Origin of the sequence: Pseudomonas sp. NCIMB 10586, assembly GCF_023127895.1 — a bacterium.
Taxonomy (GTDB): domain Bacteria; phylum Pseudomonadota; class Gammaproteobacteria; order Pseudomonadales; family Pseudomonadaceae; genus Aquipseudomonas; species Aquipseudomonas synxantha_A.
On the sequence record NZ_SPKQ01000047.1, the window covers coordinates 221,534 to 243,206 of the forward strand.

Sequence of the window (21,673 nt, forward strand, 5' to 3'; positions counted from 1 at the left end):
GCCAAGGGAAAGGATAGCGAGGCTTTGCGCAGTGTATTGCGTCATTGCGCTACCCCGATTCAATGCTTGGCGAGGCGTCGCTGACTTGGAGCAGGTGCGGGCCTTTCCACGTCAAACAAAGCTTCTGCTTCATCTAACGTTCCTTCTCTGCACGCTCGGCTTGTCAGGGATGGCCGCCGTCTCCTTTGGTTGACCCACTGAAGTAAAAAAGGCCCGCGACCATAGTGCGCGGGCCTTTTGTTCATCCTCCAAGCGCTCAGCGCCCAGCGAATTACTTGTTCAGGTTGTAGTCTTTTTCCGCAGCATCAAAACGCTCGACCATACCAACCGTCGGTGCGCCCATCTTGCTCACGAAGTAGATCGCCAGGCTGGCGAAGATGAAGCCTGGGATGATTTCGTACAGACCCAGCAGTTCGAAGTGCTTCCACACGATCACGGTGATCGCGCCGACCAGGATGCCGGCCAGTGCGCCGTTGCGGGTCATGTTTTTCCAGATCACCGAGATCAGCACCACAGGGCCGAACGCAGCGCCGAAACCGGCCCAGGCGTAGCTGACCAGGCCCAGGACGCGGTTTTCCGGGTTGGCGGCCATGGCGATGGCGATCAAGGCCACTACCAGCACCATGATCCGACCGACCCAAACCAGCTCAAGCTGGGAAGCGCCTTTACGCAGGAACGCCTTGTAGAAGTCTTCGGTCAGGGCGCTGGAGCACACCAGCAACTGGCAGCTCAAGGTACTCATCACCGCCGCGAGGATCGCCGACAGCAATACACCGGCAACCCATGGGTTGAACAGGATTTTGGCCAGTTCGATAAACACTCGCTCAGGGTTTTCAGTTACCGGGCCAGCCACTTCCGGATGCGCCGAGAAGTAAGCGATACCGAAGAAGCCCACCGCCACGGTGCCGCCCAGGCACAGGATCATCCAGGTCATGGAGATGCGACGTGCGTTGGCAATCGACTTCACCGAGTCGGCCGCCATGAAACGCGCCAGGATGTGCGGCTGGCCGAAGTAGCCCAGGCCCCAGCCCATCAGCGAGATGATGCCGATGAAGGTGGTGTTTTTCAGCATGTCGAAGTTGGTCGGGTCTTTGGCTTCGATGGCCAGGAACGTGGTGTCCACACCGCCGGTGGCCAGCAGCACGATGATCGGCGTCAGGATCAGCGCGAAGATCATCAGCGTGGCTTGTACGGTGTCGGTCCAGCTGACCGCCAGGAAACCACCGATAAAGGTGTAGGCAATCGTTGCCGCAGCACCGGCCCACAGCGCGGTCTCGTAGGACATGCCGAAGGTGCTTTCGAACAGGCGGGCACCGGCGACAATGCCGGAGGCGCAATAGATGGTGAAGAACACCAGGATCACCACTGCCGAGATGATCCGCAGCAGGCCGCTTTTATCTTCGAAGCGGCTGGAGAAGTAATCCGGCAGGGTCAGGGCGTCGCCGTTGTGTTCGGTCTGCACCCGCAGGCGGCCAGCCACGAACAACCAGTTGAGGTAAGCACCGGCGATCAGGCCGATGGCAATCCAGCTTTCCGACAGGCCGGACATGTAGATGGCGCCCGGCAGGCCCATCAACAACCAGCCGCTCATGTCGGAAGCACCGGCCGACAAAGCTGTCACCACGCTACCGAGGCTGCGACCGCCGAGGATGTAATCGGAAAGGTTGTTGGTGGAGCGATAGGCCATCAAGCCGATCAGCACCATTGCTGCGATGTAGATCACGAACGTGATCAGGGTTGGATTGCTAACGCTCATATGAGTGACGCCCTGGCTTTGTTTTTATGTAGCGACGGTCTGTCAGATCGCCACTGGTGGATAACCGAGTAGACGAGCCTGCTAGCCGCGCATTTATGACTGGCGTTTCCCCAGGAAAGCCGCCAGCCGATGAACCAAACCTTAGAGGTGGTTGCACCTTGGTGCGCGAATGCTATTCAACAAAGCAAATAAGGTGCAACCAGTTTCTTGCGAATAAGTTGCACCCAGGCGCGATTTAGGACAAACGCACTGTTTTTGCTCCTTTTCGGAGCAAGAACAGCCGATCTCAGAAGCAAATGCACCAATGCCAGGCGAATTTTGTCGAAGGCCAATTTTTTTCCGATCAACCGTCGAAAATTTCCTGAACAAAAGGGTTGCACCCGGTTGCACCTCTGCATGGGCAAAGCTAATCTTGCCGCCAGCAGATGCCACTCGGTAGTGGCACCCATGAGGATAAGAAAATGGCAACGACCACCCTTGGGGTCAAACTCGACGACCCGACCCGCGAGCGCCTGAAAGCCGCCGCGACCTCCATTGATCGCACGCCGCACTGGCTGATCAAGCAGGCAATTTTCAATTACCTGGAGAAACTCGAGGGTGGTGCAACCCTGTCCGAGCTCAATGGCTTGAGCAGCAAGGACGCCGAAGACGCGGGCGAGATTCAGGCTGACCACGCCCACCAGTGCTTCCTTGAGTTCGCTGAAAGCATCCTGCCGCAATCGGTACTGCGCGCATCGATCACCGCCGCTTACCGTCGCCCGGAACCGGAAGTGGTACCGATGCTGATCGAGCAGGCACGCCTGCCGGCAGACATGGCCGAAGCCACCAACAAGCTGGCTGCCACCATTGCCGAAAAACTGCGTAACCAGAAGAGCGCCGGCGGCCGTGCCGGTATCGTCCAGGGCCTGCTGCAAGAATTCTCCCTGTCGTCCCAGGAAGGCGTGGCGCTGATGTGCCTGGCCGAAGCGCTGCTGCGCATCCCGGACAAAGGCACCCGTGACGCGCTGATCCGCGACAAGATCAGCACCGGCAACTGGCAGCCGCACCTGGGCAACAGCCCGTCGCTGTTCGTTAACGCCGCCACCTGGGGCCTGTTGCTGACCGGCAAACTGGTCGCCACCCACAACGAAGCGGGCCTGACCTCCTCCCTGAGCCGCATCATCGGCAAAAGCGGCGAGCCGATGATCCGCAAAGGCGTCGACATGGCCATGCGCCTGATGGGCGAACAGTTCGTCACCGGCGAAACCATCGCCGAAGCCCTGGCCAATGCGAGCAAGTTCGAAGCCAAGGGCTTCCGCTACTCCTACGACATGCTCGGTGAAGCCGCCCTCACCGAACACGATGCCCAGAAGTACCTGGCCTCGTATGAACAAGCCATTCACTCCATCGGCAAAGCCTCCCATGGCCGTGGGATCTATGAAGGCCCGGGCATCTCCATCAAGCTCTCCGCCCTGCACCCGCGCTACAGCCGTGCGCAGTACGAGCGCGTGATGGACGAACTGTACCCGCGCCTGCTGTCGCTGACCTTGCTGGCCAAGCAATACGACATCGGCCTGAACATCGACGCCGAAGAAGCCGACCGGCTGGAACTGTCCCTGGACCTGCTGGAGCGTCTGTGTTTCGAGCCGCAACTGACCGGCTGGAACGGTATCGGTTTTGTGATCCAGGCTTACCAGAAGCGTTGCCCGTATGTGATCGACTACGTTATCGACCTGGCCCGCCGCAGCCGCCATCGCCTGATGATCCGCCTGGTAAAAGGCGCGTACTGGGACAGCGAAATCAAACGCGCCCAGGTCGAGGGCCTGGAAGGCTACCCGGTGTACACCCGCAAGGTGTACACCGACGTTTCCTACATTGCCTGCGCACGCAAACTGCTGTCGGTGCCGGAAGCCATCTACCCGCAGTTCGCCACGCACAACGCCCACACCTTGTCGGCCATCTACCATATCGCCGGTCAGAACTATTACCCCGGCCAGTACGAGTTCCAATGCCTGCACGGCATGGGTGAACCGCTGTACGAACAAGTGGTGGGCAAGGTTTCCGAAGGCAAGCTGAACCGTCCGTGCCGTGTGTACGCGCCGGTCGGCACCCACGAAACACTGCTGGCCTACCTGGTACGCCGCCTGTTGGAAAACGGCGCCAATACCTCGTTCGTCAACCGCATCGCCGACCAATCCATCTCGATCCAGGAGCTGGTGGCCGATCCAGTGGCCAGCATCGAGCAGATGGCCACGCTGGAAGGCGGCTTCGGCTTGCCGCACCCGCGTATTCCACTGCCGCGTGACCTGTATGGCAGCGACCGCGCCAACTCGGCCGGTATCGACCTGGCCAACGAACACCGTCTGGCGTCGTTGTCCTGCGCCTTGCTGGCTACCGCGCACAACAATTGGAAAGCCGCGCCGATGCTCGGTTGCGCCTCCAGCCAGGAAGCGGCACAGCCGGTGCTGAACCCGTCCGACCTGCGTGATGTAGTCGGCCACGTACAGGAAGCTACCGTCGAAGACGTCGACAACGCGATCCAGTGCGCGATCAGCGCCGCACCGATCTGGCAGGCCACCCCGCCCGCCGAACGCGCCGCGATTCTGGAGCGTGCCGCCGACCTGATGGAAGGCGAGATCCAGCCGCTGATGGGCCTGCTGGCCCGTGAAGCCGGCAAGACCTTCGCCAACGCCATCGCCGAAGTGCGTGAAGCCGTGGACTTCCTGCGTTACTACGCGGTGCAGGCGCGCAACGATTTCACCAACGATGCCCATCGCCCACTGGGCCCGGTGGTATGCATCAGCCCGTGGAACTTCCCGCTGGCGATCTTCAGCGGCCAAGTCGCGGCTGCCCTGGCCGCCGGTAACCCGGTACTGGCCAAGCCTGCCGAACAAACCCCGCTGGTCGCCGCCCAAGCCGTGCGCATCCTGCTCGAAGCCGGCATTCCCGAGGGCGTGCTGCAGCTGCTACCGGGCCAAGGCGAAAGCGTCGGCGCCCGCCTGGTGGGTGATGATCGCGTCAAAGGCGTGATGTTCACCGGTTCCACCGAAGTTGCTCGCTTGTTGCAACGCAATGTCGCAGGGCGCCTGGATGCCCAGGGTCGCCCGATCCCGCTGATCGCCGAAACCGGTGGCCAGAACGCGATGATCGTTGATTCGTCGGCGCTCACCGAACAGGTGGTGATCGACGTGGTGTCGTCGGCTTTCGACAGCGCCGGCCAACGTTGCTCGGCCTTGCGTGTACTGTGCCTGCAGGAAGATTCGGCAGACCGCGTCATCGAAATGCTCAAGGGCGCCATGGCTGAATGCCGTCTGGGCAACCCGGAGCGCCTGTCGGTGGATATCGGCCCAGTGATCGACGCCGAAGCCAAGGCCGGCATCGAGAAACACATCCAGGCCATGCGCGACAAAGGCCGCAACGTTTATCAGGTTGCAATTGCCGATGGCGAAGAGATAAAGCGCGGCACCTTTGTGATGCCAACCCTGATCGAGCTGGAAAGCTTCGACGAGCTGCAACGCGAGATCTTCGGCCCGGTGCTGCACGTGGTGCGCTACAAGCGTAAAGAGATCGACCAGTTGATCGGCCAGATCAATGCGTCGGGCTACGGTCTGACCCTGGGCGTGCATACCCGCATCGACGAGACCATCGCCAAGGTGATCGACAACGTCAACGCCGGTAACGTCTACGTCAACCGCAACATCGTGGGTGCCGTGGTCGGCGTGCAACCGTTCGGCGGCGAAGGCCTGTCGGGCACTGGCCCGAAAGCCGGTGGCCCGCTGTACCTGTACCGCCTGCTGTCGACTCGTCCTACCGACGCGATCGAGCAATCCTTCGTACGTGGCGACGCATTGACTGCACCGGACGTACGTCTGCGCGACGCCATGAGCCAACCGCTGACAGCCCTGAAAACCTGGGCCGACAGCCACAAGTTCAGCGAACTGAGCGCACTGTGCACGCAGTTCGCAGCGCAGTCGCAAAGCGGTATCACCCGCCAACTGGCCGGCCCGACCGGCGAGCGCAACAGCTACGCGATCCTGCCGCGTGAACACGTGCTGTGCCTGGCTGAAGTGGAAGGCGATCTGCTGACCCAACTGGCGGCAGTGCTGGCCGTCGGCGGTTCGGCGGTATGGCCGGAAACCGAGCTGACCAAGGCTCTGTTCCCACGCCTGCCGCGAGACATTCAGGCGAAGATCAAGCGCGTGGCCGACTGGACCAAGGACGACGTAGTGTTTGACGCCGTGCTGCATCACGGTGATTCCGACCAATTGCGTGCGGTGTGCCAGCAAGTGGCGCAGCGCGGTGGGGCGATTGTTGGGGTGCATGGTATGTCTCAGGGTGAGACGGCCATTGCCTTGGAGCGATTGGTGATCGAGCGGGCGTTGAGCGTCAACACCGCAGCGGCAGGCGGTAACGCCAGCCTGATGACTATCGGTTAAAACCTGTGGGAGGGGGCTTGCTCCCGATAGCGGAGTGTCAGTCAGCACATTGGACACTGACACACTGCTATCGGGAGCAAGCCCCCTCCCACATTGACTGCATTTCAATTCCCTGCCTGCGTTTTGCCCTTCCATCACCCAGATCAATCTTGCTATCCAGCCTCTATTCACGCGCTTAGACTCAGGCCAATTCCTTCAAAGGTAGTCCGCCATGTCCGAGACGCTGCTCAGTTCCCGCAATCTGGCTTTCGAGCTGTACGAAGTCCTCGATGCCGAGGGCCTGACCCAGCGTGAGCGGTTTGCCGAGCACAACCGCGAAACCTTCGACGCTGCGATCAGCACGGCGCGCAGCATCGCCGAAAAGTACTTCGCCCCCCACAACCGCAAGAACGACGAAAACGAACCGCGTTATGAGAACGGCCAAGCGATCCTGATCCCGGAAGTCAAACCCGCCGTAGACGCCTTCCTGGAGGCCGGTTTCCTCAACGCAGCCCGCAGTTTCGAAGCAGGCGGCATGCAACTGCCGACCTTGCTGACCCAAGCCTGCTTCGCCCACTTTCAAGCGGCCAACGCCGCATCGACCTCCTACCCGTTCCTGACCATGGGCGCCGCCAACCTGATCGAAAGCTTCGGCACCGAGGAGCAGAAACAGCGCTTCCTGCAACCGATGATCGACGGGCGCTTCTTCGGCACAATGGCCCTGACCGAGCCCCACGCCGGCTCCTCGCTGTCAGATATTCGTACCCGCGCAGAACCGGCGGCTGACGGCAGTTATCGCCTCAAAGGCAACAAGATCTTCATCTCCGGTGGCGACCACTCGCTGTCGGAAAACATCGTGCATATGGTGCTGGCCAAATTGCCGGACGCACCCGCGGGCGTGAAGGGCATTTCGCTGTTTATCGTGCCCAAGTTCCTGGTCAACGATGACGGCAGCCTGGGCGAACGCAACGATGTGCTGCTGGCCGGGCTGTTTCACAAGATGGGCTGGCGCGGCACCACGTCCACGGCGCTCAACTTCGGCGATAACGGCAACTGCGTCGGCTACTTGGTGGGCAAACCGCACCAGGGCCTGAGCTGCATGTTCCAGATGATGAATGAAGCACGCATTGGCGTGGGCATGGGCGCGGTGATGCTTGGTTACGCCGGTTACCTCTACTCGCTGGACTACGCCCGCGAACGGCCCCAGGGCCGACTGCCCGACAGCAAAGACCCAGGCACCGCACCAGTGGCGATCATTCAGCACGCCGACATCAAGCGCATGTTGCTGACCCAGAAAGCCTATGTGGAAGGCGCCTTTGACCTGGGCCTTTACGCAGCCCGACAGTTTGACGACACCACCACCCTGGCAACCGACACCGAGCGCAAGCACGCCCACGAACTGCTGGACCTGCTCACCCCCATCGTCAAATCCTGGCCGTCGGAGTTTTGCCTCAAGGCCAATGAACTGGCGATCCAGATTCTCGGCGGCCACGGCTACACCCGCGAATACCCGGTGGAGCAGTACTACCGCGACAACCGCTTGAACCCGATCCATGAAGGCACCCACGGCATCCAGTCTCTGGACTTGCTTGGGCGCAAATTGGCGCAGAACGGCGGCGCCGGCTTGAAGCAATTGATTCGCCTGATTGCCGAAACCGGAGCCCGTGCGCAGAAGTACCCGTCACTTACGGCACTGCGAGAGCCGCTGGAGCAACTGGTCAATCGACTGCAAGGCGTCACCATTGGCCTGCTGACCGATCTCGCCCAGGGCAAGGTCAACAGCAGCCTGGCGAACTCGGCGCTGTACTTGAAAGTATTCGGGCATACGGTGATCGGCTGGCGCTGGCTGGAACAGGCGATCCGCGCTGAAGAAGGGCTGGCCAAGGGTGACGCGGCCGATGCGGCCTTCTACAAGGGCAAGCTCCAGGCCGCCCGGTACTTCCTGACCTGGGAAGTACCGAGCTGCCATCACGAACTGGCAATTCTGGAGGCACGCGACGATACGTGCCTGGGGATGCAGGATGAGTGGTTCTAAGGCTGGATCGCCTTGGAGATCACCTCGACCGTGGCGCTGACTTGCTCTTGGTAACGGTCGAGTTCCTGCTGGTGAGCCTGTTGCATTTCGATCTGCTCGGCGCACAGGTTCAGCGCGGCCAGTACCAATAATTTGTCACCGATCAGGGTCGGGTACTTTTTCTTGGTAACCGCCAGGGAAGCCTTGAGCATGGTCACGGCATGCATCAGGGTCTGATCTTCGCCGGCCGGTGCCTTGATCGAGTAATCCTCTCCGAGAATCGAAACGACCTTTATCCCCTCATTCATGCGCTGACAGGCCCTGCACTCACACGCTCAACCAGGGCCTGGATGCGTGCGGCGGTGGCGCCGTGCTTTTCTTCCTGCTCCATCAGGTTCAGTTGCAGGCTGTCGTTTTCATCCTTGGCGCGAGCCAGTTCGGCCTTGAGGGATTCGTTGCTGCCCAGCAGCTCTTGATTCTGCTGTACCAGGTCGCTGACCAGTTGTTCCAATTGGCTGAGAGATGCTTCTAACATTTTGATTTCCCGGGCTTTTAAAAGGGCGGTGACGATAAAGAAAATTCACCTCGGATGCCAGGGATATCCCCGGCGTGCAGCCCGATTTATCGGGGCCGGGCCGCACTTTCGAGCCTTAGTGACTGCAATTACCCGATCTGGTTCCTCCAATGCCCCCAACCCTTCGTCAGATGCGACAAAAGCGCGCAGCCCCTTAAGACTTTAGTCGCAGGGCCGATAACGCAGGCACACCTCGTCTCATGGCCGCACGGATCGCGCTTCCCCCCAGGATTCCAGCATGTCTCTTCGTAATATGAATATCGCCCCGAGGGCCTTCCTCGGCTTCGCGTTTATTGGCGCCCTGATGTTGTTGCTGGGTGTGTTCGCCCTGAACCAGATGAGCAAGATTCGCGCAGCCACCGAAGACATCACCTCAGCCAGCGTGCCAAGCATTCGTGCCCTCGACGAATTCACCCAACTGACCCTGCGCCTGCGCGTGCTGTCGTATCGCTTGCTGACCAACCGCGAGCCGGATGTACAGCAAAAGACTTTGGAAGCCTTCGAGTTGCGCAATCAGCAGATTCGCACGGCCCAGGGCATCTACGAAAAATTGATCACCAGCACTCAAGAGCGCAACGCCTACGACGAATACGTGCGCCTGCTGGGCCAGTACCACCAGATTGAAGAGCGCATGAAGAGCCTGTCACGCGCCAATCAGGTCGACGAGCTGCGCAACTTGCTGAACACCGAGTTGCTGAGCAACTCCGAGCAAGTCAACGCCGTATTGACCCGCTTGCTGGATATCAATAACGACGACGCCAACGCCACCAACCAGCAAGCCAAAGACCAATACGACATGGCCTTCGACCTGGTGGTGGGCCTGCTGGTGGTTGCCACGGCGCTGACCGTGTTGTTCGCCTGGTTGCTGACCCGCAGCATCACCCTGCCCATCGCCCGTGCCCTTGAAGCCGCCGAAGAAGTGGCCGAAGGTAACCTGACGCGCCCGATCACCGTAGACGGCAACGACGAAGCCGGCCGCCTGCTCGCCGCCATGGCCAAGATGCAAAACAAACTGCGCGATACCCTGCAACGCATCGCCGGCTCCGCCACTCAGTTGGCGTCTGCCGCCGAAGAGCTGAACGCCGTCACCGACGAAAGCGCCCGTGGCCTGACCCAGCAAAACAACGAAATCGAACAAGCCGCCACCGCCGTCAACGAGATGACCAGCGCCGTTGAAGAAGTCGCACGCAATGCCGTGAGCACTTCCGAAGCCTCGCGCAACGCCACCACCTCTGCCGGTGATGGTCGTGACCTGGTGCAGGAAACGGTCAGCGCCATCGAACGCATGAGCGCTGACGTGCAAGCCACCGCCTCCCTGATTGGCGATTTGGCCAATGAATCGCGGGATATCGGCAAAGTGCTGGACGTGATTCGCGGCCTGGCCGACCAGACCAACCTGCTGGCCCTGAACGCGGCGATTGAAGCCGCACGCGCCGGGGAAGCCGGACGTGGTTTCGCCGTAGTGGCCGACGAGGTGCGAGCGCTGGCCCATCGCACGCAACAGTCCACCAGCGAGATCGAGCGCATGATCGGCAGTATCCAGACGGGTACTGAGCACGCAGTGGATTCGATGCGAAACAGCACCGAGCGGGCCGAATCGACGCTGAACATCGCCAAGGGCGCGGGCATGTCGCTGGACACCATCAACACCGCAATTGTCGAGATCAACGAGCGCAACCTGGTGATCGCCAGCGCGGCGGAAGAACAGGCCCAGGTGGCGCGGGAAGTGGACCGTAACCTGGTGAATATTCGCGACCTGTCAGTGCAATCCGCTACGGGTGCCAGCCAGACCAGCGCCGCGAGCAACGAACTGTCGCGCCTGGCGGTGGACCTGAACGGGATGGTAGGCCGCTTCCGTCTCTAACTGACGGCACTTGAAAATGTGGGAGGGGGCTTGCTCCCGATTGCGGTATATCAGTCAACTTATCTGCGGCTGACCCACCGCTATCGGGGGCAAGCCCCCTCCCACATTTGCTTCTGCAAAAATTCAGAAAAAGCTTTTTGACAGCGCAGCAATTCAACAGGTTAGAATCGCTGGCACGCAGACTGCATGGTCAGTTCGCGCCCCGTCTTCCCTGCTCTGGAGTACTGCCTTTGAATGCGACGACCATCAACAGCCTGTTCTTGATCGGCGCGTTGCTGGTAAGTGCGAGCATTCTGGTGAGTTCCCTTTCGTCCCGCCTGGGCATCCCGATCCTGGTGATCATCCTGGCCGTGGGCATGACCGCCGGTGTCGATGGCGGCGGCATCATTTTCGATAACTACCCGACTGCCTACCTGGTGGGCAACCTCGCCCTGGCCGTGATCCTGCTCGACGGCGGCTTGCGCACACGGGTGGCGAGTTTCCGCGTGGCGCTGTGGCCGGCCTTGTCCCTGGCCACGGTGGGGGTGTTGATTACCACCGGCCTCACCGGCATGGCGGCGGCCTGGCTGTTCGACCTCAATATCATCCAGGGCTTGCTGATTGGCGCCATCGTTGGCTCAACGGACGCCGCGGCAGTGTTCTCGCTGCTGGGCGGCAAGGGCCTCAACGAACGGGTCAGCGCCAGCCTGGAAATCGAATCCGGCAGCAACGACCCGATGGCGGTGTTCCTTACCGTCACCCTGATCGACATGCTCGCCAGCGGCCAGACCGGCCTGCACTGGAGCCTGTTGACTCATCTGATTCGCGAATTCGGCATCGGTGGCCTGGTGGGCCTGGGCGGCGGCTGGCTGATGCTGCAGCTGGTCAACCGCATCAACCTGGCCAACGGCCTGTACCCGATTCTGGTAATCGCCGGCGGCCTGTTCGTTTTCGCCCTGACCAACGCCCTGCACGGCAGCGGCTTCCTGGCCGTGTACCTGTGCGGCCTGGTGATTGGCAACCGCCCGGTGCGCAGCCGCCATGGCATTTTGCATATGCTCGATGGCATGGCCTGGCTGGCGCAGATCGGCATGTTCCTGGTGCTGGGCCTGTTGGTCACGCCCCATGACCTGCTGCCCATCGCCCTGCCCGCGCTGGGCCTGGCGCTGTGGATGATCCTGTTTGCGCGGCCTCTTTCGGTGATGGTTGGCCTGCTGCCGTTCAAGGCATTCCACGGTCGCGAAAAGGCCTTTATCGCCTGGGTCGGCCTGCGCGGCGCGGTGCCGATCATCCTCGCGGTGTTCCCGCTGATGGCCGGCCTGCCCCATGCGCAGCTGTACTTCAACCTGGCGTTCTTTATCGTGCTGGTGTCGCTGCTGGTGCAGGGCACAAGTCTGCCGTGGGTGGCCAAGTTGCTCAAGGTCACCGTACCACCGGACCCGGCACCGATTTCCCGCGCAGCCCTGGAAGTACACGTCACCAGCGAGTGGGAGCTGTTCGTCTACCGCCTGGGCGCGGAAAAATGGTGCATCGGCGCGGCCCTGCGCGAGCTGAAAATGCCCGAAGGCACGCGCATCGCTGCACTGTTTCGCGGTCAGCAACTGCTCCATCCGTCGGGTAGTACCGTGCTGGAAGTCGATGATTTGCTCTGTGTGATCGGCCATGAACACAACCTGCCGGCCCTGGGCAAACTGTTCAGCCAGGCACCGCAACGGGGCCTCGATTTGCGCTTCTTCGGCGACTTCGTGCTCGAAGGCGACGCCCAGCTGGGCGCGGTTTCGGCCTTGTACGGGCTCAAGCTCGAGGGTATCGACCCGGACATGCCGCTGAGTCGCTTCATCACCCAGAAGGTCGGCGGTGCACCGGTGGTGGGCGACCAGGTGGAATGGAACAACACCATCTGGACTGTCGCGGTCATGGACGGGAACAAGATTGGCAAAGTCGGCGTCAGATTCCCCGAAGGAAGTCGCCCGGGCCCCGGACTCTTCCTCTAAACTGCGGGGCAACAACGCCCCGATTCTTCACCTTGCAAGACCGGTCTCTATGCCAACCCTGCGCACTTTTATCGCCACTGCCCTGCTGGGCCTGACCCTTTGCGTCGGCGCCGTTCACGCTGCCGACCCGCCCAGCGCCGACGCCATCCAGCAAACCCTGGATAAACTGCCCGACCGCAAGCTGCCCGACGCTGACATGAAGGCGTTGCAGGGCATCCTGCAGCAGACCCTGACGTACCTGGCGAACCAGCAGGATTACGAGCAGCGCCTGGCCGATCTCAAGCGTCAGCTGGAAGAGGCCCCACGCCAGACCGCCGACAACCAGCGCGAGCTGGCCCGGCTCAAGGCCACCAAAATCATCCCGGTAGCCCAACGCTACGCCTCGCTGCCCGTGCCGCAGCTTGAGCAATTGCTGGTGCAACGCAGCACCCAGCAAGGCGACCTGCAAAAAGAGCTGGCCGACGCCAACAGCTTGACCATCGCCGCCCAGACCCGCCCCGAGCGCGCCCAAACCGAAATCAGCAGCAGCCAGACGCGCATCCAGCAGATCAATGCCACGCTCAAGCTGGGCAAAGACAACGGCAAAGCCCTCAGCGGCGACCAGCGCAACCAGCTGAACGCTGAACTGGCGGCCCTGAATGCGCTCATCCCCCTGCGCCGCCAGGAGTTGGCCGGCAACAGCCAGTTGCAAGACCTGGGCAACAGCCAGCACGACCTGATCCAGGAAAAAACCGCGCGCCTGGAGCAGGAAATCCAGGACCTGCAAACCCTGATCAACCAGAAACGCCTGGCCCAGTCCCAGCAGACGGTGACGCAACAGTCCATCGAAGCCCAGAAAGCCGGGGGCAGCAGCATCCTTGCCAAGGAAAGCGCCGACAACCTGAAGCTCTCCGACTACCTGCTCAAGAGCACTGACCGTCTCAATGACCTGACCCAGAAGAACCTGCAGACCAAGCAGCAACTGGACACGGTCAACCAGAGCGATTCGGCCCTGGACGAGCAGATCAACGTGCTCAAGGGCAGCCTGCTGCTTTCCAAGATTCTGTATAAGCAAAAACAGGCCCTGCCGCGCCTTACCGTCGACCGCGACCTGGCCGACGATATCGCCAACATTCGCCTGTACCAGTTCGAGGTCAACCAGCAGCGTGAGCTGATCAGTTCCCCCAGCGCCTATGTGGATAACCTGCTGGCCAACCAGCCACCGGACGAAGTCACGCCGCAACTGCGTCGCACCTTGCTGGAACTGGCGATCACCCGCAGCGACCTGCTGGAGCGCCTGAGCCGCGAGCTGAGTGCGCTACTGAACGAATCGATCACCCTGCAACTGAACCAGAAGCAACTGCTGAGCACCGCCACTACACTGCGCGCGACGCTTGATGAGCAGATGTTCTGGATCCCGAGCAACAAGCCGCTGGACACCGAATGGCTGGAAACCGTGCCGGCGCACCTGAGCAAGCAAGTCGCCACCCTGCCCTGGGCGTCCAGTGTCAGCGAACTGTATGACGGCCTGACCCAGCGCCCGTTGCTGTTCCTGCCGCTGCTGCTGTTGCTCGGCGCGCTGTTGTGGCGGCGCAAGGCGTTGTACCAGCGCCTGAACAAGGTCCACCTGGACATCGGTCACTTCAAGCGCGACAGCCAGTGGCATACGCCGCAGGCGATCCTGATCAATATCCTGCTGGCAATGCCGGTGTCACTGGGCCTGGCGCTGTGCGGCTATGCATTGCAGATCGACGCCCGCGGGCAAAACGCCAACCTGGGCTCGGCCCTGCTGCAGATCGCCCAGGCGTGGCTGGTGTTCTACACCGCCTACCGCATCCTTGCGCCGGGCGGCGTGGCCGAACTGCACTTTCGCTGGGAGAAACCTCAGGTCCAGTTCCTCCAGGGCTGGATACGCAAGCTCGGGCTGGTGGTACTGGCCCTGGTGGCGGTGGTGGCGATTGCCGAACACCAACCGGCGGCACTGGCCGAAGACGTGCTGGGCATTGCCGTGGTGCTCACCTGCTATGGCTTGATGGCGTGGCTGCTGAGTCGCCTGCTGCTCAACAGCCCCACCCATGAAAAGGCCTCGCTGTTTCGCAAGGCCATCGGGCTGGTGTTCACCGCCCTGCCGATCGCGCTGTTCATCGCCGTGTGCTTTGGCTACTACTACACCGCCCTGAAACTCAGCGACCGGCTGATCAACACCCTGTACCTGCTGATGTTCTGGCTGGTGATCGAAGCCACCTTCGTGCGCGGCCTCGGCGTGGCCGCCCGGCGCCTGGCCTATGCCCGCGCCCTGGCCAAACGCCAGGCCGCCAAGGAAGCCGGTGATGGCGAAACGGTGATCGAGGAGCCGACCCTGGACATCGAACAGGTCAACGAACAGTCCATGCGCCTGATCCGCCTGGCCTTGCTCGGCGGCTTTATCGCGGCGCTGTACTGGGTGTGGTCGGACCTGATCTCGGTGTTTTCGTACCTGGATAACGTCACCCTGTACGAATACACCAGCGGTACGGGTACCAATATCAGCATGGTGCCCATCAGTATCGGCGACCTGCTCGGCGCGTCGATCATCATCGGCATCACCTTCGCCCTGGCGCGCAACCTGCCCGGCCTGCTGGAAGTGCTGGTACTGTCCAAGCTGGACCTGGCCCAGGGCAGCGCCTATGCCACCACCACCTTGCTGTCCTACATCATTGCCGGCGTAGGGTTTGTCACCACCCTGTCCACCCTCGGCGTGAGCTGGGACAAGCTGCAATGGCTGGTTGCGGCGCTGTCGGTGGGCCTGGGCTTCGGTATGCAGGAGATCTTCGCCAACTTCATCTCCGGTATCATGATCCTGTTCGAACGCCCGGTGCGCATTGGCGATACCATCACCATCGGCAACCTGTCGGGTACGGTGAGCAAGATCCGCATTCGCGCCACCACCATCACCGACTTCGACAACAAGGACATCATTGTCCCGAACAAGACTTTCATTACCGGGCAACTGATCAACTGGTCGCTGACCGACACCATCACTCGCGTCACCTTGAAACTCGGCGTGGACTACGGCTCCGATCTGGATCTGGTGAAGGAATTGTTACTCAAAGCCGCACGGGAAAACCCGCGGGTACTGAAAGAACCCGAACCCCATGTGTACTTCCTCAACTTCGGCGAAAGCACCCTGGACCACGAGCTGCGCATGCATGTGCGCGACCTCGGCGACCGCAACCCGGTGCTCGACGAGGTCAACCGCTTTATCAACCGTGAGTTCAAGAAACAGCACATCAACATCTCGTTCCGGCAGATGGAGATCTACCTGAAAAACCTCCACGGCCAGGAATACAAGCTGGTGCCGGCCGAGGATGAGCGCAAGACCATCGTCGAGCCCGTCGACAAGCCCGACGCACCAGAGCCACCCGCCGGCAAAGTGGTGGATGCGCCGGAGCCGCCACCGAGCAAACTCGACTAAACGCCCTGTCCCCAGCAGAATGCTCGGACATTCTGCTGGAGATGGCCGGTGAAAGCCCTCGACGAACTGACCTTCGACAACCGCTTCGCACGCCTGGGCGATGCGTTCTCAACCCACGTTCTGCCCGAGCCTCTGGACGAGCCGCGCCTGGTCGTGGCAAGCAAGGCCGCCATGGCGCTGCTCGACCTCGACCCGGCCGTGGCTGAAACGCCCGTGTTTGCCGAACTGTTTGGCGGCCACAAGCTGTGGGCCGAAGCCGAACCAAGGGCGATGGTCTATTCGGGGCATCAGTTTGGCGGCTACACCCCGCAATTGGGCGACGGCCGCGGGTTGTTGCTGGGCGAGGTCTACAACGACGCCGGCGAGCATTGGGATTTGCACCTCAAGGGCGCGGGGATGACGCCTTACTCGCGCATGGGCGACGGGCGTGCGGTGTTGCGCTCTTCGATCCGCGAATTCCTCGCCTCCGAAGCGCTACACGCGCTGGGCATCCCCAGCAGCCGCGCTCTATGCGTGATCGGCTCCAGCACCCCGGTCTGGCGTGAGAAACAGGAACGTGGCGCCATGGTGTTGCGCCTGGCCCATAGCCATATCCGCTTCGGGCATTTCGAATACTTCTACTACACCAAAAAGCCCGAACAGCAGGCCGAGCTGGCCGAACACGTGTTGAATCTGCATTACCCCGAGTGCCGCGAGCAGCCTGAGCCGTACCTGGCGATGTTCCGCGAAATCGTCGAGCGCAATGCCGAAATGATCGCCAAGTGGCAGGCGTACGGCTTCTGCCACGGTGTGATGAACACCGACAACATGTCGATCCTGGGCATCACCTTCGACTTCGGGCCGTTTGCGTTTCTCGATGATTTTGACGCGCACTTCATCTGCAACCATTCCGACCATGAAGGGCGTTACTCCTTCAGCAACCAGGTGCCTATCGGGCAGTGGAACCTCAGCGCATTGGCCCAGGCGCTTACGCCGTTCATCAGCGTTGATGCCTTGAAGGAGGCACTTGGCCTGTACCTGCCGTTCTACCAGGCCCACTACCTGGACCTGATGCGCCGCCGGCTGGGGCTCACGAGCGCTGAAGAGGATGACCAGAAACTGGTGGAAGACTTGCTCAAGCTGATGCAGAACAGCGGCGTGGACTACACACTGTTCTTCCGACGCCTGGGCGATGAATCCGCGGCGCTGGCCGTGACGCGGCTACGTGACGACTTTGTCGACCTGGCCGGGTTTGATGCCTGGGCCGAGCGCTACAAGGCCCGCGTTGCGCGGGACGGGGATTACACCCTGGAACAGCGCCGTGAGCGGATGCATGCGGTGAACCCGCTCTACATCCTGCGTAACTACCTGGCCCAAAACGCCATCGCCGCCGCCGAATCAGGCGACTACAGCGAAGTGCGACGGCTGCATGAAGTGCTAACCAGGCCGTTTGAAGAGCAAGCGGGGATGGAGCAGTACGCGCAACGGCCGCCGGATTGGGGTAAGCATTTGGAGATTAGTTGTTCGTCGTAAGTCCTGAAACCCATAGCCACCCCCAAGGAGCCCCCGATGTCCGAATCTCTTGTCATCCCCTGCCCACATTGCAACGGCCTCAACCGCATCCCCGGCGAACGCCTGGGTGATGCGCCCAAGTGCGGGCGTTGCAAGCAGTCGGTGTTGCTGAGCAAACCCTTTGATTTGAAACAGGGCGACTATGCCAGCCAGATCAAGGGCGACCTGCCGCTCCTGGTCGATGTGTGGGCCGAATGGTGCGGGCCGTGCAAGTCGTTTGCGCCGGTATTCGAGCAGGCCGCCGGGCAGCTTGAAGGCAAGTGCCGGCTGGCGAAGCTGGACAGTGAGGCTAATCAGCAGCTGTCGGCGCAGTTGGGGATTCGTTCTATTCCCAGTTTGATTCTGTTCAAGAACGGTCGCGAAGTGGCGCGCCAGAGCGGAGCGTTTCCGTTGCCGCAGCTGATGAGCTGGTTGCGTAGCCAGGGGGTGTAACCACCCCTTCAGAACACCGCTGGACAGTGTGGGAGGGGGCTTGCTCCCGATAGCAGTAAGCCAGTCAACTTATCAGGGGACTAACACACCGCCATCGGGAGCAAGCCCCCTCCCACATTTTGACCGCATTTCAGCCTTGAGGGAGTGGGGCTTCGCGGTCCATCATCTGGCCGACCAGCATGACGCCCAGTTCGCTTAATTGGTGAATCGCCAGAGCCACATCGCGATGTTCGCCTGTGAGGTCGTTGGACAAGTTGAGTAATAGCGTGCGCACGGAGGAGAAGATTTCGTAGCTGTTGAGCACGAGGGCTTCGGTGGGGAGGTTGGGTGAAACATTGAAAAGACGGATAGACATGCATTTGTTCCCTGATAGGGCCACTACCGTTTCGCTACTAAACGAAGGGTGGCAGCTGTACGCAGGTTAGTAGACCGGGGAACAAAGCAAAGACCGGCGCACCCGAAGGTGCCCTGCGCACAGCCACCATCAGATAGGCGATAACGCCATGCTTTTGGAGCAGGTGCACATGCTTTGGTCGGTCGGGCTACTAAACCCGATCACTGAACATTCAGCGACCGGCAAACCTTAGAGACGCCCATCCAGACGCACAAGCCGGCGGATTCTGGCGTAGCTGTAGGCAAGGTTACAAGGCACAAGCCCAATTGCCAGACCCTTCCTACAGACCCTGTGGGACAAATCCAACTCACCCGCCGAAATGCAATCCAAACTGTGGGAGCTGGCTTGCCTGCGATGCAGGCGACTCGGTCTGCCTGGTACACCAAGGTGATGCCATCGCAGGCAAGCCAGCTCCCACAGTGTTCTGCGCTGCCTGTGGGGTCAGGCATTTTCCAGCAGGTTATGCAGCTCCACAAACTGCTGCGTCAGTTTATGCCGTGGGTCCAGGTGGATCAGCGGCTTGCTCTCCTGGTGCGACTCGCGCATACGCACGGAGCTGGCCAGGTACACCGGCAGTACCGGCAGCCCTTCGGCAATCAGCTCATCGAGAATCTGCTGCGGCAGGCTCGCCCGGGCCTGGAATTGGTTGACCACGATGCCTTCCACTTCCAGGCCTTCGTTATGGTCGTCCTTCAATTCTTCGATCTCAGCCAGCAAGCCATACAAAGCCTGGCGCGAAAAGCTGTCGCAATCGAAGGGGATCAGCACACGATCAGCGGCAATCAGCGCCGAAACCGCATAGAAGTTCAACGCGGGTGGGGTGTCGAGGTAAATCCGGTCGTAATCCTCGCTCAACTCATCCAGCAGCTTTCGCAGCTTGTTGATCTTGTGCTTGGCTTCGAGCTTGGGCTGCAGGTCTGCCAGCTCGGCGGTGGCGGTGATGACGTGCAGGTTGTCGAACGGCGTTTCGTAGATATCCACCTTGTTCTTCTTCGAAAACGGCCCGGAAGACAACGTTTGCTTGAAAAAATCCGCGATCCCCATGGGGATGTCTTCGCCCGTCAACCCGGTGAGGTACTGGGTCGAGTTGGCTTGCGCATCGAGGTCCACCAACAGGGTTCGATAACCTTCGCTGGCGCTGACCGCCGCCAGGTTGCAGGCGATGCTGGACTTGCCCACGCCGCCTTTTTGATTGAACACCACGCGCCGCATGGAAAAACCTCCGTGTATCAATGAATGACCGAGTGTAGAGCGCAAAAGCGCCAGTTAGCTACCTCGTTCATCCATACGCTGTGCCTGGCTCACAAATGAACGGGAAATCTCCGACGACCCAGCCTGGCCTGTGATCGCCGACAATCTGTAAATTCTTCCAACTTATTTGTGATCGATAGTGAACAAATTTTCACCACTATTTGCTAGAACCCCGCGGCACCGGGATAATGCGCGCCATTCGGCTATTGCTCTCTGTCCCGGAATCCGGGGCCATTGGCCGCACATGGAAGCCCGCAGGGGCGGGATAACTTCTCAGTGATCAACTTCAACATCGCCCAATGGCGCGCCTGGGCTCCTGGCCTTGAGAGTGCGCACGACTGGCACGCCTGGTGCCGGGACCCGGTGTTGCTGCCCGTCAGCGAAGCCTGCCCGGATGTGTCATTTCTGCCAGCTATGCAGCGCCGCCGCTTGAGCCGGCTGGCGCGCATGGCGTTCAGCGTCGGCTGGCCGCTGGCCGAGGGCCTTGCAGAGCTGCCGCTGGTGTTCATTTCCCGCCACGGCGAAACCCCGCGCACCCTGGATATCCTCAGTGATCTGGCCAACGAGCAGCCGCTGTCGCCCACCCAGTTCAGCCTGTCGGTGCACAACGCGGTGATCGGCCTGTGGTCGATCCTGCGCAATGAAACCGCCGAGATGACTGCCCTCGCCGCCGTTGGCGATGGCCTGGAGCACGGCCTCCTCGAAGCCGCCGCACTGCTCAACGAAGGCGCCCCGGCGGTGCTGCTGGTGATCACTGAAGAACAGCCGCCCGAAGCCTACGCCGGCTGGATCCATGACGTACCGTTCCCCTATGCCCTCGGCCTGTTGCTCACACCGGGCGACGAGTGGCAGCTGGAACTTACCACCGGCACTGTCCAACCCTCCACCATCGCCCAGTGGCCCCACGCCCTGAACCTGCTGCGCACCCTGCTGACCGAACAGGGCGCCTGCCAACATGCCTGGAAGAACCGAGTATGGAACTGGCAACGCAAGCCCTGACCGACAAGCCTCGGGACGCCTATTACTGGCGCCTGTTCGCTACCGCCGCGAGCTTTTTCCTGTTCGGCGTGGGCGGGTTGTGCCTGCGTTTGCTGGTGTTTCCATTGCTCAGTTGCTTGCCGGGCAGTGCCGAACAGCACCAGCGCCGTGCACGTCACACCATCAGCCGGCTGTTCTGGTTCTTTGTGCGGTTGATGCAGCGTGTCGGCGTGCTGACCTACAGCGTGGAAGGCGCCGAGAAGCTCGGGCGCCCAGGGCAGATGATCGTTGCCAACCACCCGTCGCTGATCGATGTGGTGTTCCTGATCGGCCTGATGCGCCAGACCAACTGCGTGGTCAAGCAGAGCCTGTTCCAGAACCCCTTCACCCGCGGGCCGGTGCGTGATGCCGGCTACATCAGCAACGACGGCAGCGCCGATATGCTCGATGCGGCTGCCGATGCCCTGCGCGCCGGCCAGACCCTGATCATCTTTCCCGAAGGCACCCGCACTACACCCGGCGCGGCCCCCGCCTTTCATCGCGGCGGCGCGGCCATTGCCCTGCGGGGTGCGACAATCATCACCCCGGTGGTGATCAAGGTCAGCCCCACCACCCTGACCAAGGCCGAACCCTGGTATCGCATCCCCAAACGTCGATTTCACTTCAGTTTGCGCGTGGGGGCCGATATAGAGCCACAAGCGTTTGCCGCGCTCGGCGCCGCGCCCCAGGCTTCACGCAAGCTCAACGATTACCTGCATCACTATTTCATTAAGGAGCTCGCCGAAGATGAGCGACCAAAAAAGCCTTGAGCACGAGATAAAAGAGCTGATCATCGAGGCCCTGGGCCTGGAAGACATCAGCGCCGACGACATTGGCAGCGAACAGACTCTGTTTGGCGAAGGCCTGGGCCTGGACTCGGTCGATGCCCTGGAATTGGGCCTGGCGATCCAGAAAACCTACGGCATCAAGATCGATGCCGACGCCAAGGACACCCGCAATCATTTCACCAACGTGGCCAGCCTTGCGGCGTTCGTCACGGCCCGACAGGCAGCTTGAGAC

General features: G+C 61.1%; 15 protein-coding genes. 10 read left to right on the forward strand and 5 right to left on the reverse strand.

The genetic code is table 11. From position 1 onward, the window contains the following. Positions 1 to 271 precede the first annotated feature (271 nt). The gene (gene putP / locus E4P01_RS23155; RefSeq protein ID WP_005784119.1) at positions 272 to 1,756 is read right to left on the reverse strand and encodes a sodium/proline symporter PutP; all 1,485 of its coding nucleotides are present in this window, start codon (positions 1,754 to 1,756) and stop codon (positions 272 to 274) included. A gap of 461 nt (positions 1,757 to 2,217) precedes the next feature. Here putP and putA point away from each other — a divergent pair, with 461 nt between their 5' ends. Both putA and E4P01_RS23165 read left to right on the forward strand, forming a co-directional pair. Then, complete coding sequence (gene putA / locus E4P01_RS23160; RefSeq protein WP_103733923.1) at positions 2,218 to 6,171, forward strand: trifunctional transcriptional regulator/proline dehydrogenase/L-glutamate gamma-semialdehyde dehydrogenase; 3,954 nt, start codon at positions 2,218 to 2,220, stop codon at positions 6,169 to 6,171. Between the two features lie 211 nt (positions 6,172 to 6,382). Continuing rightward, positions 6,383 to 8,185, forward strand: a complete 1,803-nt coding sequence (locus E4P01_RS23165; RefSeq protein WP_216090639.1) for an acyl-CoA dehydrogenase — start codon at positions 6,383 to 6,385, stop codon at positions 8,183 to 8,185. On the opposite strand, the gene E4P01_RS23170 is transcribed toward E4P01_RS23165, so the two are convergent. Beyond that, complete coding sequence (locus E4P01_RS23170; RefSeq protein WP_005784113.1) at positions 8,182 to 8,472, reverse strand: cell division protein ZapA; 291 nt, start codon at positions 8,470 to 8,472, stop codon at positions 8,182 to 8,184. The two genes, E4P01_RS23165 and E4P01_RS23170, sit on opposite strands and share 4 nt — an antisense overlap. Further along, positions 8,469 to 8,699, reverse strand: a complete 231-nt coding sequence (locus E4P01_RS23175) for a hypothetical protein (protein ID WP_003187970.1) — start codon at positions 8,697 to 8,699, stop codon at positions 8,469 to 8,471. The genes E4P01_RS23170 and E4P01_RS23175 overlap by 4 nt, the downstream gene beginning before the upstream one ends. 277 nt (positions 8,700 to 8,976) lie before the next feature. Here E4P01_RS23175 and E4P01_RS23180 point away from each other — a divergent pair, with 277 nt between their 5' ends. The 5 genes from E4P01_RS23180 (at position 8,977) to trxC (ending at position 17,991) form a co-directional block, all read left to right on the forward strand. Continuing rightward, positions 8,977 to 10,602 (forward strand): methyl-accepting chemotaxis protein, encoded by a 1,626-nt coding sequence (locus tag E4P01_RS23180; RefSeq protein ID WP_216090638.1) that lies wholly within the window; start codon positions 8,977 to 8,979, stop codon positions 10,600 to 10,602. 230 nt (positions 10,603 to 10,832) lie between these two features. Then, positions 10,833 to 12,575, forward strand: coding sequence for a potassium/proton antiporter (locus E4P01_RS23185; protein WP_005784108.1), 1,743 nt, complete (start codon positions 10,833 to 10,835; stop codon positions 12,573 to 12,575). 49 nt (positions 12,576 to 12,624) lie between these two features. Then, positions 12,625 to 16,008, forward strand: coding sequence for a mechanosensitive channel MscK (mscK, locus tag E4P01_RS23190; RefSeq protein WP_103733925.1), 3,384 nt, complete (start codon positions 12,625 to 12,627; stop codon positions 16,006 to 16,008). A gap of 48 nt (positions 16,009 to 16,056) precedes the next feature. Further along, the gene (gene selO, locus E4P01_RS23195; RefSeq protein WP_216090637.1) at positions 16,057 to 17,520 is read left to right on the forward strand and encodes a protein adenylyltransferase SelO; all 1,464 of its coding nucleotides are present in this window, start codon (positions 16,057 to 16,059) and stop codon (positions 17,518 to 17,520) included. A 36-nt stretch (positions 17,521 to 17,556) separates the two neighbouring features. Beyond that, positions 17,557 to 17,991 carry a thioredoxin TrxC gene (gene trxC / locus E4P01_RS23200; protein WP_032878279.1) on the forward strand — a complete coding sequence of 145 codons (435 nt, stop codon included), beginning with the start codon at positions 17,557 to 17,559 and terminating at the stop codon, positions 17,989 to 17,991. A 130-nt stretch (positions 17,992 to 18,121) separates the two neighbouring features. On the opposite strand, the gene E4P01_RS23205 is transcribed toward trxC, so the two are convergent. Both E4P01_RS23205 and E4P01_RS23210 read right to left on the reverse strand, forming a co-directional pair. Then, the gene (locus E4P01_RS23205; protein WP_216090636.1) at positions 18,122 to 18,346 is read right to left on the reverse strand and encodes a DUF6124 family protein; all 225 of its coding nucleotides are present in this window, start codon (positions 18,344 to 18,346) and stop codon (positions 18,122 to 18,124) included. Between the two features lie 480 nt (positions 18,347 to 18,826). Next, positions 18,827 to 19,597, reverse strand: a complete 771-nt coding sequence (locus tag E4P01_RS23210; RefSeq protein WP_005784096.1) for a ParA family protein — start codon at positions 19,595 to 19,597, stop codon at positions 18,827 to 18,829. A gap of 315 nt (positions 19,598 to 19,912) precedes the next feature. Between E4P01_RS23210 and E4P01_RS23215 the strand changes: the two genes are divergently transcribed. From E4P01_RS23215 to E4P01_RS23225, 3 genes are read left to right on the forward strand one after another with little or no spacing between them, the layout of a single operon-like run. Beyond that, complete coding sequence (locus E4P01_RS23215; protein WP_078820110.1) at positions 19,913 to 20,635, forward strand: beta-ketoacyl synthase chain length factor; 723 nt, start codon at positions 19,913 to 19,915, stop codon at positions 20,633 to 20,635. Next, positions 20,611 to 21,423: a lysophospholipid acyltransferase family protein gene (locus tag E4P01_RS23220; protein WP_078820109.1), complete on the forward strand. Its 813-nt coding sequence runs from the start codon at positions 20,611 to 20,613 to the stop codon at positions 21,421 to 21,423. Before E4P01_RS23215 ends, E4P01_RS23220 begins: the two co-directional genes overlap by 25 nt. Then, positions 21,401 to 21,670 (forward strand): phosphopantetheine-binding protein, encoded by a 270-nt coding sequence (locus tag E4P01_RS23225; RefSeq protein WP_005784090.1) that lies wholly within the window; start codon positions 21,401 to 21,403, stop codon positions 21,668 to 21,670. The genes E4P01_RS23220 and E4P01_RS23225 overlap by 23 nt, the downstream gene beginning before the upstream one ends. Positions 21,671 to 21,673 lie beyond the last annotated feature (3 nt).

What these genes read in the sequence shown, in the direction of transcription:
- putA (WP_103733923.1), top strand. Translation starts at nt 2,218, where the DNA reads ATGGCAACGACCACCCTTGGGGTCAAACTCGACGACCCGACCCGCGAG.
- putP (WP_005784119.1), bottom strand. Translation starts at nt 1,756, where the DNA reads ATGAGCGTTAGCAATCCAACCCTGATCACGTTCGTGATCTACATCGCA.
- E4P01_RS23220 (WP_078820109.1), top strand. Translation starts at nt 20,611, where the DNA reads ATGGAACTGGCAACGCAAGCCCTGACCGACAAGCCTCGGGACGCCTAT.
- trxC (WP_032878279.1), top strand. Translation starts at nt 17,557, where the DNA reads ATGTCCGAATCTCTTGTCATCCCCTGCCCACATTGCAACGGCCTCAAC.
- E4P01_RS23175 (WP_003187970.1), bottom strand. Translation starts at nt 8,699, where the DNA reads ATGTTAGAAGCATCTCTCAGCCAATTGGAACAACTGGTCAGCGACCTG.
- E4P01_RS23170 (WP_005784113.1), bottom strand. Translation starts at nt 8,472, where the DNA reads ATGAATGAGGGGATAAAGGTCGTTTCGATTCTCGGAGAGGATTACTCG.
- E4P01_RS23210 (WP_005784096.1), bottom strand. Translation starts at nt 19,597, where the DNA reads ATGCGGCGCGTGGTGTTCAATCAAAAAGGCGGCGTGGGCAAGTCCAGC.
- E4P01_RS23205 (WP_216090636.1), bottom strand. Translation starts at nt 18,346, where the DNA reads ATGTCTATCCGTCTTTTCAATGTTTCACCCAACCTCCCCACCGAAGCC.
- E4P01_RS23180 (WP_216090638.1), top strand. Translation starts at nt 8,977, where the DNA reads ATGTCTCTTCGTAATATGAATATCGCCCCGAGGGCCTTCCTCGGCTTC.
- mscK (WP_103733925.1), top strand. Translation starts at nt 12,625, where the DNA reads ATGCCAACCCTGCGCACTTTTATCGCCACTGCCCTGCTGGGCCTGACC.
- E4P01_RS23225 (WP_005784090.1), top strand. Translation starts at nt 21,401, where the DNA reads ATGAGCGACCAAAAAAGCCTTGAGCACGAGATAAAAGAGCTGATCATC.
- E4P01_RS23165 (WP_216090639.1), top strand. Translation starts at nt 6,383, where the DNA reads ATGTCCGAGACGCTGCTCAGTTCCCGCAATCTGGCTTTCGAGCTGTAC.